Raw genomic sequence first — 14,316 nt, forward strand, 5'->3', positions numbered from 1 at the left:
GGGGGAGCTGACAGACTGTAGTCATCACTCTTCATTCTTATCGACGAGACGGAGGCAGCGCGGTGGCGGAAGCCAGGACCCCTGCGCAGATCGAGGCGGACATCGTCCGCCGGCGGCAGGAGCTTGCCGTGACGCTCGACGAGATCGGGGTGCGGATGCACCCGAAGACGATCATTGGGGACGCCCGGGCCAAGGTGGCGTCGAAGGTGGACCAGACGGCGGGGCGCGCGTACGTGGCGGCCAACCGTGTGGTGTCCGAGGTGCGCTCGCGGTTCGTGGCGGAGGACGGTACGCCGCGGCTGGAGCGGATCGTTCCGGTGGCGATGGTGGCGGTGGGCCTCGTGGGGCTGCTGGCCGCTTCCTCGCGTCACCGCAAGTCGTAGCGGCGTCGGCTCCGGGCATTGGATGACGGCCCTGTGGCCTCGGTGCCCGGCGCGGGCAGGTACGGTCGTGGCGTGAGTACGAATACCACGCACGACAAGCTGCCCATCCGGATGCTCCACGACCGTGTTCTGGTGCGGACGGACATCCCCGAGGGCGAGCGCCGGTCCACCGGCGGCATCGTCATTCCGGCGACGGCGGCGGTGGGCCGCCGGCTGGCCTGGGCCGAGGTCGTCGCGGTCGGTCAGAGCGTGCGGACGGTGGAGCCGGGCGACCGGGTGCTGTACGACCCGGAGGACCGCGCCGAGGTGGAGGTGCGCGGGGTCGCGTACGTCCTGATGCGGGAGCGGGATCTGCACGCGGTGGCGGCCGAGCGCCTGGAGGGGTCGGAGGACTCCACGGGGCTGTATCTCTGAGTGTGACATTTCGGGCCCGGTCGGCGACCGGGCCCGCTGTCGTGGGTTTGCTACGGTCGTAGGTAACCCGACGAGACGCGCCGTACCGGGTCAGGACAAGACGACGCACCCCTGGAGAGTCGTTTCCACCGGAGGTGCCGTCATGGCATGGGTCCTGCTCGCTGTCGCCGGTCTGCTCGAGGTCGGCTGGTCGATCGGCATGAAGTTCACCGAGGGTTTCACGCGGCTGTGGCCGAGCGTGTTCACCGTGGCCGGCATCGTCGCCAGCATGGTGCTGCTGGCGCAGGCGGCGCGGACGCTGCCGATCGGTACGGCGTACGGCGTGTGGGTCGGCATCGGCGCGGCCGGTGCGGCGGTGCTCGGCATGACGCTGCTGGGCGAGCCGGTGACCGCCGCGCGGGTCTTCTTCATTGCGTTGCTGTTGGTGGCGGTGGTCGGTCTGAAGGCGACGTCGGGCCACTGAGCGCCGCCTCCGGACGTCAGTAGATGTCCAGTGGACGTCAGTAGTCGTATCCCAGCAGGTCCCCGCCTCCGCCGTGGCGGTCATGGCGTTCCTTGTCCTCGTTCGGCGGGGGCGGTCCGAAGGTGGGCAGCCGGGTCGGGAAGCCCGGTGGGGTGACCGGCGGCGGGGGTGCCGGGATCGTCGGGGGCTCCGGCGGGCCGAAGGTCGGGGGCGGGGCGGTCGGCGGGAGCGTCGTGGGCGGCGCGGTGGTGGGGCTCGGCGGGGCCGTGGTCGGGGAGGGCTCCAGCATGGGGACGCCCGCGCCGCTCTCCAGCTCCAGGTCGAACTCCGTGGGGTCGGTGCCCTCGAGGGCGTCGGCGGTGTAGGCCGCCCAGATCTGCGCCGGGAAGCCGCCGCCGTTGATGCGGGGTTCGCCGGCGGCCCCGTACAGCGGTTTCTCGGTGCCCGTGTCGGGGTCCTGGCCCATGACGGCGACGACGGTGGCCAGGTCGGGGGTGTAGCCCGCGAACCAGGCGGCCTTGTCCTCCTCGGCCGTGCCCGTCTTGCCGGCGGCGGGCCGTCCCGCGGCCTGGGCCCGGCGGCCGGTGCCGCTCTCGACGACGCTCTGCAGGATCGAGGTGGTGGTGTCGGCGGCCGTGCGCGAGACGACCTGCTTGGTCTCCTCGCGGTCCGGCAGCTGGACGTCCTCGGTGGCCTTGGAGATCTTCTCGACGAGCGTGTAGGGGCCGTGCCGGCCGTGGTTGGCGAGGGTGGCGTACGCCTGGGTCATGTCGAGGACGCTGGCGGTGGCCACGCCGAGGGCGATGGAGGGCGTGGCGGTGAGGTCGGGGGTGTTGGCGGGCACGCCGAGGGCGACGGCGGTGTCCTTGACCTTGCCGGGGCCCACGTCCTGGGCCATCTGCGCGTAGACGGCGTTGACGGACAGGTCGGTGGCCTTGGTGACGGTGATGGGGCCGTAGGACTTGCCGTCCTCGTTCTCGGGGGCGTAGCCGACGGGGCCGCTCCTGCCCTGTACGGGGCGCCGGTTGGTGCCGTCGTAGAGGGTGCTCGGGGTGATTGTGCGGCCGTCCTGGGTGGTGGAGTCGTTGTCGACGGCCGAGGTGAACACGAACGGCTTGAAGGTGGAGCCGACTTGGTAGTCGCGCCGGGTGGCGTTGTTGACGTACTGCTTGGTGTAGTCGATGCCGCCGTAGAGGGCGACGACCTTGCCGGTCCTGGGGTCGATGGAGGCGCCCCCGGCGCGTACGTACCGGTCGACTTCGCGGTCGTCGCTGAGGCTGTCCATCAGCTCCCGGCGTACGGCGTCGACGAACGCGTCCTGTTTCTTGCGGTCGATGGTGGTGACGATGCGGTAGCCGCCGGTGGCCAGTGTCGTCTCGTCGACGATCTTGTTGCTGGTGAGGTAGTCCTTGACGGCCTCGACGAGATAGCCGCGCTGGCCGGCCATGCTCAGGCGGGGCTTGGCCTTGCCGGGCATGGGGAACTGCATCGCGGCGCGTTCGGCGGTGCCGAGCCACTTCTTCTTGACCATGCCGTCGAGGACGTAGTTCCAGCGGGCCAGGGCGCGTTGCTTGTTCTGGGGGTGGGCGCCGACGTCGTAGGCGCTGGGGGCGTTGAGGAGGGTGGCGAGGTAGGCGCCCTCGGCCGCGGTGAGCTTGTCGGAGTCCTTGTTGTAGTACGCCTGGGAGGCGGCCTGGACGCCGTAGGCGTTGCGGCCGAAGTAGCTGGTGTTGAGGTAGCCCTCGAGGATGTCGTTCTTGCTCTCCTCGCGGTCCAGCTTGATGGCGATGAAGAATTCCTTCACCTTGCGGCTGATGGTCTGTTCCTGGCCCAGGTAGTAGTTCTTGACGTACTGCTGGGTGATGGTGGAGCCGGACTGCTTGCCCTTGCCGGTGGCGGTGTTCCAGGCGGCGCGCAGCATGGCCTCGGGGTTGACGGCGGACTCGGAGTAGAAGTCGCGGTCCTCGGCGGCGAGGACGGCGTGCTGGACGTCCTTGGGCACCTTGCTCAGGGGCACGCTCTCGCGGTTGATCTCGCCGTCGCGGGCGAGTTGGCTGCCGTCGGCGTAGAGGAAGACGTTGCTCTCGGCGACGGCGGCCTTGTTGGCCGGGGGGATGTCGACCAGGAGGTAGCCGGCGACCAGGACGCCGACGATGATCAGGACGATCAGCAGGAATCCGCCGAGGACCATGCGCCAGGTGGGTACGAGCCGGCGCCAGCCCGTGCGCCGGGGGCGGCCGCCGCGGCCGTTGGCGGTGGGCGTGCGGGGAGCTCCGGCAGGGCCGCCCGCTCCGGGCGCGCCGGTGGTCCTCGGCGCCCAGCCCGGCGGCGCCTGGCCGCCACCAGCGGGACGCCGCTGCTGTGACTGCTCGTCGCTCATGTCTCCTGGGACTCCTCGGCCGCCGCCGGGGTTGTGCGGCCGCGGCGGAACGGTGTCGTGTCGGGCGGTTCCGACCTGCGTCGTAGGCCCCGGAAGACACTGTCGCATCATGCGTTCCGGCTGAAGGGCGTAGCGCACGTTTGAACAGCTCCGTAAGGGCCGTTCGGGCCAGGCGGACCACTCCATGGGGTGAAAATCCGTGGTTCCGGGCCGAGGCGTGCGGCTAGGCTCCTGCGCTTCGGGGCGCGGTGGGTCGGTGCGGTGGGCGGGTGGGGTTCGACGGGGCTCTCAAGGGTGGGGAGGCGAGGGGGATGCGGTTGTATCCGGCTGTCGCGGTGAGCAGTTTCCGGCGCTACGCGACCTACCGGGTCGCCACCGCGGCGGGGGTCTTCACCAATACGGTGTTCGGCTTCATCGTCGCGTACACCTTCATTGCCCTGTGGAACGAACGTCCCCATCTGGGCGGCTACGACCAGTCGCAGGCGCTGACGTTCGTGTGGGTCACCCAGGCGCTGCTGGGGGCCTCGTGTCTGATCGGTGGGGGGTTCCAGGAGGAGCTGCAGGAGCGGATCCGTTCCGGTGACATCGCCGTGGACCTGTACCGGCCGGCGGATCTGCAGTGGTGGTGGCTGGCGAGTGATCTGGGGCGGGCGGCCTTCCAGTTGCTGGGGCGGGGCGTGGTGCCGCTGACGGTCGGGGCGCTGGCCTTCGAACTGACGCTGCCGGGCGATCCGTTGGTGTGGCTGTCCTTCCTGCTGTCGGTCTTCCTCGGCATCGTCGTGGGCTTCGGGATCCGCTATCTGGTGGGGCTGTGCGCCTTCTGGCTGCTGGACGGTTCGGGGGTGAACATGCTGAGCGGTCTGCTGTGCATCTTCTTCTCGGGGACGCTGCTGCCGCTGACCGTCTTTCCGGGGGCGTTCGGGGAGGTGGTGCGGGTGCTGCCGTGGGCGGCGATGCTGCAGGTGCCGGCGGACGTGCTGCTGGGCCGGCACGGCGGTGCGGTGGGTACGGCCGGGGCGCTGGGGTTCCAGGCGGCGTGGGCGGTGGTGCTGCTGGCGGTGGGGCGGTCGGTGCAGACGCTGGCCACGCGGAAGGTGGTGGTCCAGGGTGGCTGACGTCCCCGTGGCCGGCCCGCTCGCGGGGCCGGTGACGCGCGCGTACGAGGGCACGCGCGCCTATGGCCTGATCGTCGGAATGTGGGTGCGGTCGACGATGGCCTACCGCACGTCCTTCGTGATGATGGCGCTGGGCAACTTCGCCGCGACGGCACTGGACTTCGTCGCCATCGTCATCATGTTCTCGCACGTCGACGTGCTGGGCGGCTTCACGCTGCCGGAGGTGGCCCTGCTGTACGGCACCACGAGCACCGCCTTCGGCCTGGCCGACCTCGTGCTGGGCAACATGGACCGCGTCGGTCGCCGGGTGCGCGACGGCACGCTGGACACCCTGCTGGTGCGGCCCGTGCCGGTGCTCGCGCAGGTCGCCGCCGACCGGTTCGCGCTGCGCCGGCTCGGCCGGGTCACCCAGGGCGCGGTGCTGCTGGCGTGGGCGCTGTACCGGCTGGACGTGGCCTGGACGCCGGCGTCGGTGCTGCTCGTGCCGGTGATGCTGGTCAGCGGTGCGGTGATCTTCGGTGCGGTGTTCGTGGCGGGGGCGGCGTTCCAGTTCCGGGCCAACGACGCCTCGGAGGTGCAGAACGCCTTCACCTACGGCGGTACGACGATGCTGCAGTACCCGCCGACGGTGTTCGCCACGGACCTGGTGCGCGGGGTGACGTTCGTCGTCCCGCTGGCCTTCGTCAACTGGCTGCCGGCGCTGCGGATCCTGGGCCGGGACGATCCGCTGGGGCTGCCGGGGTGGGTGGACTTCGCCTCGCCGCTGGTGGCGCTGGCGTGCTGTGCGCTGGCGGGGCTGGCCTGGCGGGCGGGGCTGCGCGGGTACCGGAGTACGGGAAGTTGACGGCCGCGGCGGGCGGCAGGCGAAGGGGCGGTTCGGCGGTGGACGACTTCATCGAGCTCGACGGCGTCGAGAAGGTCTTCGACGTGCGGCGCAGGGCGGGTTTCCTGCGCCGTGAGCGGCGCGAGGTGCGGGCGGTGGACGGCATCAGCTTCCGTGTCCCGCGCGGGGAGATGGTCGGCTACATCGGCCCCAACGGCGCCGGGAAGTCCACCACCATCAAGATGCTCACCGGCATCCTGGTGCCCAGCGGCGGCAGGCTGCGGGTCGCGGGCATCGACCCCTCGCGCGACCGGGCGCGGCTGGCCCGCCGCATCGGGGTGGTCTTCGGGCAGCGCACCACGCTGTGGTGGGACCTGCCGCTGCGCGACTCCTACGGTCTGGTGCGCCGCATGTACCGCATCCCTGACGTCCGTTACCGCGCCAACCTCGAGCGGTGCATCGAACTCCTCGACCTGGGCAAGCTGCTGGACGTCCCGGTGCGGCAACTGTCGTTGGGGCAGCGGATGCGCGGGGACATCGCGGCGGCGCTCCTGCACGATCCCGAGGTGCTCTACCTCGACGAGCCGACGATCGGTCTCGACGTGGTCAGCAAGGCGAAGGTGCGCGAGTTCCTGCGGGAGGTGAACGCCGAGCGGGGCACGACCGTGCTGCTGACCACGCACGACCTGACCGACATCGAGCAGCTGTGCAAGCGGGTGATGGTCATCGACCGGGGGCGGCTGGTCTACGACGGCGGGCTGGACGGCCTGCACGCGGTGGGGGAGAGCGAGCGGATGCTCGTCATCGATCTGGAACGAGAGCTTCCGCCCATTGACGGTGTAAAAGGCGCCCGCACGGTGAAGGTCGAAGGGCCGCGCCAGTGGCTCGCGTTCGCCGCCACGCAGAGCGCGGCGCCGATCGTGGCGGAGGTCGCCGGGCGCTATCCGCTGGTCGACCTCTCGGTCCGCGAACCGGACATCGAAGAGGTCATCGCCAAGATGTACGCGGGCGGCCAGGCGCTGTAGGCGCGCGTCAGCGGGCCCTAGGCTGTTCGCCATGATGAGCGAACTTCCTGAGATGCGAGCCTCCGACGCGGAGCGCGAGCGGATTGCCGAGGCGCTGCGCGAGGCCGCCGCCGAGGGGCGGCTGGACATGGAGGAGTTCGGGGAGCGCCTGGAGGCCGCGTACAAGGCCCGTACGCACGCCGAGCTGGAGCCGCTCGTACGGGACCTGCCGGTGCCGGCCCGGGCGGCCGCCCCCGCGGCCCCGGTCGTGGGCGACGGCGGCTGGGAGGGGCGGATCGGCGGCCGGCCGACGTCCAAGGGCGCCGTCGGCGTCATGGGCGGCTTCCAGCGCCGCGGCGCCTGGACGGTGCCCCGCGTGTTCACGGCCTTCACCTTCTGGGGCGGCGGTCAGATCGACCTGCGCGAGGCCCGCTTCGAGGACCGCGAGGTGGTCGTGCGCTGCATCGCCGTCATGAGCGGGATGCAGGTCCTCGTCCCGCCGGACCTCGAGGTGGAGGTCGGCGGCATCGGCATCATGGGCGGCTTCGACGACAAGGCCACCGGCCCGGGCTCGCCGGGCTCGCCCCGGGTGCGCATCACCGGCGTCGCCTTCTGGGGCGGCGTGGGCGTCGAGCGCAAGCAGACGAAGGCCGAGCGCAAGCGGCTGCGGGAGGAGCGGCGCGAGGAGCGTCGGCTGAACCGGGAGGAGCGCCGCGGCGGCCGCAAGGAGCTGGACTGATCGTTTCTGCCGGCCCGCGTCACCGCCGGGCTCAGAGCTCCGCCGCCGCGCGGCCCCGTAGCGCGTCGAGGTCCAGGGCGTTCGCCATCGCCCGGTAGCCGGCGTCGCTGGGGTGGAGGTGGTCGCCGCAGTCGTACGCGGGCAGCAGCCGCAGGGGGTTCGCCGGGTCGCGCAGCGCCCGGTCGAAGTCGACGACCTCGTCGAAGACGTCGCCCTGCCGGATCTCGGCGTTCACGCCCTGCCGCACCAGCTCCTGCTCCCGCCCGAGGCCCGTGCGCCCGCCGAACGGCGCCAGCGTCGCGCCGATCACCCGCAGCCCGCGCGCGTGCGCCCGGGCGACCAGCTCCCGCAGCCCCGCCGTGATCCGGGCCGGGTCGGTCTGCCGGGGGCGGCGCATGATGTCGTTCACGCCGAGCTCGACCACGACGGCCCGTACGCCCGTGCGCGAGAGCACGTCGCGGTCGAAGCGCTCCAGGCCGCTGGGGTTGTTCCGGGGGTTGGCGCCCACGCCGCCCAGCAGGACGCGGTTGCCGCTGATGCCCTGGTTGAGGACGCCGTAGCGCGGGGCGCCCGGCTCCTCGCGCAGCCGGCGGGCGAGGAAGTCGGTCCAGCGGTGGTTGGCGCCCACGGTGGAGGAGACGCCGTCGGTGATGGAGTCGCCGACGACCACGACTGAGCCCTGCGCCTCCGTGCTCCAGACGTCGACGCCGGTGACGTAGCGCCAGTACGGGGTCCGGGCGGTGTAGGCGTTGCCGTCGCGGTTCTCGGTCCGGTCGCCCTGTGCGAGGTAGGAGACCTGGCGGGCGTGCGGGTGGTAGGTGACCGGCCCGGAGGGCGTGGGGGAGTACGTGGTGACCAGCAGGTCCGCACCGTGGTCGACCGTCAGCCGGACCGGGTCGCTGACGGCCGCCCGGCCGGCGGGGATCGTCACCGCGGGCCGGCCGCCGAACGTCAGCGCCCGCATGCTGCCGGGCGCGGCGGCGGGACCGGTGGGGCCGGCGGCGACGGCGAGCGAGGCGTGGCCGATGGTCAGGGGCCTGTCGCCGAAGAGGTTGGAGAGGTGGATGCGGGCCCTGGTGCCGGCCAGGGTGGTGCGTACGACGTTGCGGATGGACCGTCCGGCGTAACCCCGGGCGGTGTTCGGCTCGGCCGCCGCCGGAGAGGTGGACCAGGCGCCCGCCCAGCTGCCGGAGGCCGCGGGCGCGGCGGAGCCGGGCGTCTCGTGCGGCCTGCTCCCGGGCCGGCCGCCGTGGCCGCCGGCCCCGACGCATATGACCGCCGTGACAGCGGTCACCACGGCTGCCAGTGCGGCGAGCACGGCGTATGCCGCACCGCGTGACAGAGGTGGCCTGTTCATGGGCGGATGTCTCCTGGGGAATGGCGGAGCGTACCGCTCCGGGTGGCCTGGCGGGCCGGGAGGACGAGAGCCTCGCAGCGCGTGCTCGTGACATGTCATGGGCGACTTGTCAGACGCGGGGAACTCTTCGGCCGTTCCCCGAGTCGGTCGGGTAGGGACAATGCACGTGAGGACAGCCGGAACGGGTGGTGGTGTGGATGAAACGCTCCCATGGACAGGAGCCGCCTGCCGCTGGTGGCGAGGCGATTGCCGCCGATGGGGTGATGCCCGCCCGGACCGGTGGATTCACCTACAGCGCGGCGGACGAGGAGAAGCGGCGCGGAGTGCGCCGGATGAAGGCGCTGGCGACCGGGCTGCTGCTCGCGGTCGCGGCCGTCTACGCCCTCGCCAAGTGGGCGCAGACCTCGGGCTCGGGCGGCTGGGCCGGCTATGTGGCGGCCGCGGCGGAGGCGGGCATGGTGGGTGCGCTCGCCGACTGGTTCGCCGTCACCGCGCTCTTCCGGCGCCCGATGGGCCTGCCGATCCCGCACACGGCCATCATCCCCACCAAGAAGGACCAGCTCGGCCAGAGCCTGGGCGACTTCGTGGGCGAGAACTTCCTCTCCGGCGACGTGGTGCGGCTGCGGCTGCGTGCGGTCGGCATCGGCTCCCGCCTCGCGCTCTGGCTCGCCGAACCGGCCCACGCCGACCGGGTGACCGCCGAGCTGGCCACGGCGCTGCGCGGTGCGCTGAGGGTGCTGCGCGACTCCGACGTCCAGGCCGTCGTCGGCGAGGCCATCACCCGCCGGGCGGAGGCCGCCGAGGTCGCGCCCGGCATCGGCACGATGCTGGAGAAGGTCGTCGCCGACGGCGGCCACCGCAAGGTGGTGGACCTGATGTGCGTGCGGGCCCACGACTGGCTCGTCCTGCACAGCGACTCGGTGATGGCCGCGGTCACGGGCGGCGCCCCCGGCTGGACGCCCCGCTTCGTCGACCGCAAGGTCGGCGAGCGCGTCTACAAGGAACTGCTGCGCTTCGTGACCGAGATGCGCGACATGCCCGACCACCCGGCCCGGGGCGCCGTCGACCGCTTCCTCGCCGACTTCGCGCAGGACCTGCAGACCGACGACGACACGCGGGCGCGCGTCGAGCGGCTCAAGGCGGAGGTGCTGGGCCGTGGCGAGGTCCAGGACATCATCGTCTCGGCGTGGTCCTCGGTCCGCGCGATGATCGTGGCCGCGGCGGAGGACGAGCGCAGCGAGCTGCGGCTTCGCGCGCGGGTCTCGATCCTCTCGCTGGGCGCGCGGATGACGGCCGACGAGCGCCTGCGGTCGAAGGTCGACGGCTGGCTGGAGGACGCGGCCGTCTATGTGGTGACGACCTATCGGGACGAGATCACGTCCCTGATCACGGACACGGTGGCCGGCTGGGACGCCGAGCAGACCTCCCGCAAGATCGAGGCGCACATCGGCCGGGACCTGCAGTTCATCCGCATCAACGGCACGGTGGTGGGCGCGCTGGCGGGCCTGCTGATCTACTCGGCGTCGAGGCTGCTGGGGGCGTAGGGCCCCCGCCGGCGCGGGGGCGGGGAGCGAACCGGCGGTCACGACCTAGGGTCGACGCCGTGTTGAAGAAACGTCCCACCCTGCTGTGGCTCCTCGCCCCCTACGTGCTCTACCTGGCGGCGCTGCCCCTCGCCGACCGTGTCCACCCCACCGTCCTCGGCCTGCCCTTCCTCTTCTTCTGGCTCCTGCTGGCCACCCTCCTCACCCCGGCGGCCGTCTTCCTCGCCTGGCGGGGCGACCGCAAGCGGGGCCGGGTATGAGCGCCGACGCCGCCGTCGCGTCGGCGATCTTCGGCGGCTTCATGGTCCTCACCGTCGCCCTGGGCCTGCTGGCCGTACGCGGCCGGGGGGCGGGCGGCGGGCTCGCGGAGTGGTCCGTGGGCGGCCGCAGCCTCGGCACGGTCTTCATCTGGGTGCTGATGGCCGGCGAGGGCTACACCAGCTTCAGCTACCTGGGCGCGGCCGGCTGGGGCTACAACCACGGCGCGCCCGTGCTGTACGTCATCGCGTACCTCTCCTGCGGCTACGCCATCGGCTACGTCGTCGGCCCGATGCTCTGGGCGTACGCCCGGCGCCACGGCCTGGTGAACATCACGGACATGGTGGCGCACCGCTACGACAGGCCGTGGCTCGGCGCGGTGGTGGCCGTCCTGGCGACGGTGTGCCTGCTGCCGTACATCCAGCTGCAGATCACGGGGATGGGGGTCGTCGTCTCGACGATCTCGTACGGGGCGATCAGCCTGAACTGGGCCTACTTCATCGCCTTCGCGGTGACGACGGGCTTCGTGGTGGTGAGCGGGCTGCGCGGCAGCGCGTGGGTGTCGGTGCTCAAGGACGTGCTGGTCATCGCCACGCTGGGCTTCCTGGCGATCTACGTTCCGGTGCACTACTTCGACGGCTACGGGCCGTTCCTGGACCGGATCGTGGCGGAGAAGCCGGACTGGCTGACGTTCACCGGACACGGCGGCAGCGGGCTGGGCGGCACCTGGTTCGTCACGACCAGCTTCCTCAACTCCCTGACGGTCGTCATCTTCCCGACGACCGTGGCGGGCTATCTGAGCGCGCGCAACGCCGATGCGCTGCGGCGCAACGCGATGCTGCTGCCGTTCTACAACGTGCTGCTGTTCGTGCCGATGCTGCTGGGCCTGGCGGCGCTCTTCGTGGTGCCTGGGCTGACGGGGGCCGGGTCGAACCTGGCGCTGTTCAAGCTGGTCGTCGACTCGCTGCCGGCCTGGGCGGTCGGGGTGATCGGGGTGGCGGCGGCGCTCTCGTCGATCGTGCCGATGGCGGTGTTCATGCTGGTCATCGGCACGATGTGGGGCAGGAGCGTGCTGGGGGCGGTGCCGGCGCTGGCCGGGCGGCCGGACCGGCAGAAGGCGGCGGCGCAGGTCGTGGTCGTGGTGTCCGGCGCGCTGGCGCTGGTGCTGACGTACACCGAGCCGAACACGCTGGTGCGGCTGTCGCTCATCTCGTACGAGGGCATGGCGCAGCTCGTACCGATGATCCTGCTGGGGCTGGTGTGGCGGCGGCTGACGCTGTGGGGCGCGGTGAGCGGGCTGGTGGCGGGCGGTGCGCTGGTGTGCGCCCTGGTCTTCACCGAGCGCGATCCGGTGTGGGGGGTGAACGCGGGCGCGCTGGCGCTGGCCGTGAACGTGGCGGTGGCCGTGGCGGTGTCGTGGTGGGGGCCGAAGCCGGCGGACACGCGCCCCGACGAGGAGGTGCTGGCGGCGGATCCGGGGCCGGAGACGGCCCCGGGGAAGACCGCTGTCAGTGGTTCGGTCTAACATCGGTACGAACGATTGAACGGATAGATTCAACGGGCAGAGGGGAGGGGCATGATGCGGCACATCGTCCGTACGTACATGAGCGTGCTCCTTCTCCTGCTCTGCGAACTGCTGCTCGCGCAGAACAGCTTGCTGAGCGCCGTCGCCTTCGCCGCGACCGCCGCCGTCGCGGCCACGGCCGCCCTGCTGCTGTGCGCGGTCGCCGCCGCGCGTACGGCCGGCCCTCTGACGCCGACCCGAATACGCACCGCGATACGGGACCGGGAGCTGCGCACGGCCTTCCTGGCCCAGCGCGATCCCGACGCCCAAGGCCGTCGCCGGCCCCGAGCGCCCGGTCGTCTCGTCCCGACGGCCGCGTAGGCGCTCCCGCTTCCCTGATTCCCGGGGTTGCCCCCGTGTGGGCTTCTCCCCAGGGCCGCGCCGCCCGCGCGGCTCGTCACGCCGAATTCCCTGCTTCTCGCTTCCTTCGGCACGACGAGACCCGTGGAGGGCTCACCCACCATGTCCCTTTTCTCGCCCCTGTTCACCTCGCTCGGTTCCCTGCTCACCCACCTCGCGGACGGGCTCGACGTGGTCTTCGGCGCCTCGTCGACCGCCGCCGCGATCGTGGTGTTCACCTGCCTGGTGCGGCTCGCGCTGCATCCCCTCAGCCGGTCGGCGGCCCGGGGCGAGCGGACGCGCGCCGAGCTCGCGCCGCGCCTGGCCGAGCTCAAGCGCAAGCACGCGAAGAACCCCGAGCGGCTGCAGCGGGAGGCGGCCGAAATGTACGTGAAGGCCGGCTCGTCGCCGCTGGCGGGCTGTCTGCCGATGCTGGCCCAGCTGCCGGTCTTCTACGTGATGTACCACCTGTTCTCGAGCGGCGACGACGGGGGGAATCTGCTGGAGCACACGCTGCTGGGCGCGCCGTTGGGCGACCGTTGGGCGGACGCGCTGGGCGACGGCGGGCTCGTGGGGCCGCACGGGCTGGTGTACCTGGGCCTGTTCGCGCTGGTGGCCGCCGTCGCCACCTGGACGTACGTGCGCAACCGCAAGGCCGCGGCGGCGCTGCCGCTGCCGGACGCGGGGGACACCCCGGTGCCGGGCATGGCCGCGATGGCGAAGGTGATGCCGCTGCTCTCCTTCGGCACGCTGGTCACCGCCGCCGTGGTGCCGCTGGCGGCGGGCCTGTACCTGGTGACGACCACGACGTGGTCGGCGGTGGAGCGGGCGTACCTGCAGCCGCTGCGCACTCCGGCGGAGGCGGGGCAGAAGGCGAAGTCCACGGCACGGGCCAAGGGGTAGCCCGGGCCGGGCCGAGGGGCGGTCTTTTGCCACCCGGGGGTCCGCAGACCGAAACGGGTCTTGCGGAGAGACCCTCCGTTCTTGGACGATCATCCGGGGCCGACTGGAGACTTCGGGAGTTGGAGCGATGAGACTGCTGCGAGTCGGGCCCGCCGGTGCGGAGCGCCCGGCGCTGCTGGACGAGGACGGGACGCTGCGCGATCTGTCGGCGCTCGTGCCGGACGTGGACGGGGCACTGCTGGCCGACGAGTCCGCGCTGTCGCGGATCCGGGCGGCGGTCGGGGCCCGCATCCTGCCCGCCCTGGACGCGACGGGGCTGCGGATCGGCCCGCCGCTCGCCCGGATCGGCAAGATCGTGGGCATCGGGGTGAACTACCACGACCTGGTGGCCGCCGCCGGGGTGCGCACGCCCGCCGAGCCGGTGGTGTTCCTGAAGGCGCCCGACACGGTCGTCGGCCCGGACGACACGGTGCTCGTGCCGCGCGGCAGTGAGAAGACCGACTGGGAGGTCGAGCTGGCCGTCGTCATCGGGCGCACGGCCCGCTATCTGCGCACGGACCAGGAGGCGCTGGCCGCGGTGGCGGGCTACGCGGTGGCGCACGACGTCTCCGAGCGCGCGTTCCAGAACGAGCGCGGCGGGCAGTGGGACAAGGGCAAGAACTGCGAGACGTTCAACCCGCTCGGGCCGTGGCTGGTGACCGCCGACGAGATCCCCGACCCCCAGGCCCTGGGCCTGCGGCTGTGGGTCAACGGCGAGCTGATGCAGGATTCGAGCACGGCGCGGCAGATCTTCCCGGTCGCCCACCTCGTGCGCTACGTCAGCCAGTTCATGACCCTGTACCCGGGCGACGTCATCAACACCGGCACGCCGGCGGGAGTGGCGGTCGGGCGGCCCGAGCCCAAGCCGTACCTGCGGGCGGGCGACGTGGTGGAGCTGGAGATCGACGGGCTGGGACGGCAGAGGCAGCTGCTGAAGGACGCCTGACCCGACCGGCCCACGCCCGCCGTGGGCCGTCCGGGGGAGGAGCGC

15 protein-coding genes and 1 riboswitch are annotated in these 14,316 nt (G+C 72.1%); of the genes, 13 read left to right on the forward strand and 2 right to left on the reverse strand.

Annotated features, from left to right (window positions below; all coding sequences use genetic code 11):
* Window positions 1-62: 62 nt before the first annotated feature.
* The 3 genes from AB0G59_RS09110 (at window position 63) to AB0G59_RS09120 (ending at window position 1,260) form a co-directional block, all read left to right on the forward strand.
* Entirely contained in the window at window positions 63-383 is a 321-nt protein-coding gene (locus AB0G59_RS09110; RefSeq protein WP_071963603.1) for a DUF3618 domain-containing protein, read from the forward strand.
* Between the two features lie 111 nt (window positions 384-494).
* Window positions 495-797: a co-chaperone GroES gene (locus tag AB0G59_RS09115; protein ID WP_048831771.1), complete on the forward strand. Its 303-nt coding sequence runs from the start codon at window positions 495-497 to the stop codon at window positions 795-797.
* A 44-nt stretch (window positions 798-841) separates the two neighbouring features.
* Window positions 842-907: riboswitch (guanidine-III (ykkC-III) riboswitch) on the forward strand.
* Window positions 908-939: 32 nt separating this feature from the next.
* Window positions 940-1,260, forward strand: coding sequence for a multidrug efflux SMR transporter (locus tag AB0G59_RS09120; RefSeq protein WP_360909556.1), 321 nt, complete (start codon window positions 940-942; stop codon window positions 1,258-1,260).
* Window positions 1,261-1,297: 37 nt separating this feature from the next.
* Here AB0G59_RS09120 and AB0G59_RS09125 read toward each other — a convergent pair whose 3' ends face one another.
* Window positions 1,298-3,640, reverse strand: a complete 2,343-nt coding sequence (locus tag AB0G59_RS09125; RefSeq protein WP_360909558.1) for a transglycosylase domain-containing protein — start codon at window positions 3,638-3,640, stop codon at window positions 1,298-1,300.
* A 311-nt stretch (window positions 3,641-3,951) separates the two neighbouring features.
* On the opposite strand from AB0G59_RS09125, the gene AB0G59_RS09130 reads away from it, so the two are divergent.
* The 4 genes from AB0G59_RS09130 to AB0G59_RS09145 all read left to right on the forward strand — a co-directional run bounded on the left by AB0G59_RS09130 (window position 3,952) and on the right by AB0G59_RS09145 (window position 7,321).
* On the forward strand, window positions 3,952-4,755 hold the full coding sequence (locus tag AB0G59_RS09130) for an ABC-2 family transporter protein (protein WP_360909560.1): 804 nt from the start codon (window positions 3,952-3,954) through the stop codon (window positions 4,753-4,755).
* Between the two features lie 79 nt (window positions 4,756-4,834).
* Window positions 4,835-5,599, forward strand: coding sequence for an ABC transporter permease (locus AB0G59_RS09135; protein WP_079273957.1), 765 nt, complete (start codon window positions 4,835-4,837; stop codon window positions 5,597-5,599).
* A 38-nt stretch (window positions 5,600-5,637) separates the two neighbouring features.
* Window positions 5,638-6,603 carry an ATP-binding cassette domain-containing protein gene (locus AB0G59_RS09140; protein WP_360909562.1) on the forward strand — a complete coding sequence of 322 codons (966 nt, stop codon included), beginning with the start codon at window positions 5,638-5,640 and terminating at the stop codon, window positions 6,601-6,603.
* A gap of 31 nt (window positions 6,604-6,634) precedes the next feature.
* Window positions 6,635-7,321, forward strand: coding sequence for a DUF1707 domain-containing protein (locus AB0G59_RS09145; protein ID WP_360909564.1), 687 nt, complete (start codon window positions 6,635-6,637; stop codon window positions 7,319-7,321).
* 31 nt (window positions 7,322-7,352) lie between these two features.
* Here the strand turns inward: AB0G59_RS09145 and AB0G59_RS09150 are convergent, their stop codons facing one another.
* Complete coding sequence (locus AB0G59_RS09150) at window positions 7,353-8,678, reverse strand: SGNH/GDSL hydrolase family protein (RefSeq protein ID WP_360909566.1); 1,326 nt, start codon at window positions 8,676-8,678, stop codon at window positions 7,353-7,355.
* 263 nt (window positions 8,679-8,941) lie between these two features.
* Between AB0G59_RS09150 and AB0G59_RS09155 the strand changes: the two genes are divergently transcribed.
* From AB0G59_RS09155 to AB0G59_RS09180, 6 genes are all read left to right on the forward strand, one after another.
* The gene (locus tag AB0G59_RS09155) at window positions 8,942-10,222 is read left to right on the forward strand and encodes a DUF445 domain-containing protein (RefSeq protein WP_360909568.1); all 1,281 of its coding nucleotides are present in this window, start codon (window positions 8,942-8,944) and stop codon (window positions 10,220-10,222) included.
* A 59-nt stretch (window positions 10,223-10,281) separates the two neighbouring features.
* Window positions 10,282-10,482 (forward strand): DUF3311 domain-containing protein, encoded by a 201-nt coding sequence (locus AB0G59_RS09160; protein ID WP_360909570.1) that lies wholly within the window; start codon window positions 10,282-10,284, stop codon window positions 10,480-10,482.
* Entirely contained in the window at window positions 10,479-12,005 is a 1,527-nt protein-coding gene (locus AB0G59_RS09165; protein WP_360909572.1) for a sodium:solute symporter family protein, read from the forward strand. Before AB0G59_RS09160 ends, AB0G59_RS09165 begins: the two co-directional genes overlap by 4 nt.
* A gap of 54 nt (window positions 12,006-12,059) precedes the next feature.
* Window positions 12,060-12,365, forward strand: a complete 306-nt coding sequence (locus AB0G59_RS09170; RefSeq protein ID WP_071963632.1) for a DUF6412 domain-containing protein — start codon at window positions 12,060-12,062, stop codon at window positions 12,363-12,365.
* A gap of 141 nt (window positions 12,366-12,506) precedes the next feature.
* Window positions 12,507-13,286: a YidC/Oxa1 family membrane protein insertase gene (locus AB0G59_RS09175; RefSeq protein WP_360909574.1), complete on the forward strand. Its 780-nt coding sequence runs from the start codon at window positions 12,507-12,509 to the stop codon at window positions 13,284-13,286.
* Window positions 13,287-13,413: 127 nt separating this feature from the next.
* On the forward strand, window positions 13,414-14,271 hold the full coding sequence (locus AB0G59_RS09180; RefSeq protein ID WP_071963594.1) for a fumarylacetoacetate hydrolase family protein: 858 nt from the start codon (window positions 13,414-13,416) through the stop codon (window positions 14,269-14,271).
* Window positions 14,272-14,316: the final 45 nt, after the last annotated feature.

It is taken from the genome of Streptomyces sp. NPDC021096, assembly GCF_040641275.1.
Lineage (GTDB): Bacteria > Actinomycetota > Actinomycetes > Streptomycetales > Streptomycetaceae > Streptomyces.

Bases quoted from the DNA above. Each gene is read 5' to 3' on its own strand.
- AB0G59_RS09115 (WP_048831771.1), top strand. From the start codon at position 495: ATGCTCCACGACCGTGTTCTGGTGCGGACGGACATCCCCGAGGGCGAG.
- AB0G59_RS09120 (WP_360909556.1), top strand. From the start codon at position 940: ATGGCATGGGTCCTGCTCGCTGTCGCCGGTCTGCTCGAGGTCGGCTGG.
- AB0G59_RS09125 (WP_360909558.1), bottom strand. From the start codon at position 3,640: ATGAGCGACGAGCAGTCACAGCAGCGGCGTCCCGCTGGTGGCGGCCAG.
- AB0G59_RS09130 (WP_360909560.1), top strand. From the start codon at position 3,952: ATGCGGTTGTATCCGGCTGTCGCGGTGAGCAGTTTCCGGCGCTACGCG.
- AB0G59_RS09135 (WP_079273957.1), top strand. From the start codon at position 4,835: ATGTGGGTGCGGTCGACGATGGCCTACCGCACGTCCTTCGTGATGATG.
- AB0G59_RS09145 (WP_360909564.1), top strand. From the start codon at position 6,635: ATGATGAGCGAACTTCCTGAGATGCGAGCCTCCGACGCGGAGCGCGAG.
- AB0G59_RS09150 (WP_360909566.1), bottom strand. From the start codon at position 8,678: ATGAACAGGCCACCTCTGTCACGCGGTGCGGCATACGCCGTGCTCGCC.
- AB0G59_RS09155 (WP_360909568.1), top strand. From the start codon at position 8,942: ATGCCCGCCCGGACCGGTGGATTCACCTACAGCGCGGCGGACGAGGAG.
- AB0G59_RS09165 (WP_360909572.1), top strand. From the start codon at position 10,479: ATGAGCGCCGACGCCGCCGTCGCGTCGGCGATCTTCGGCGGCTTCATG.
- AB0G59_RS09170 (WP_071963632.1), top strand. From the start codon at position 12,060: ATGCGGCACATCGTCCGTACGTACATGAGCGTGCTCCTTCTCCTGCTC.
- AB0G59_RS09175 (WP_360909574.1), top strand. From the start codon at position 12,507: ATGTCCCTTTTCTCGCCCCTGTTCACCTCGCTCGGTTCCCTGCTCACC.
- AB0G59_RS09180 (WP_071963594.1), top strand. From the start codon at position 13,414: ATGAGACTGCTGCGAGTCGGGCCCGCCGGTGCGGAGCGCCCGGCGCTG.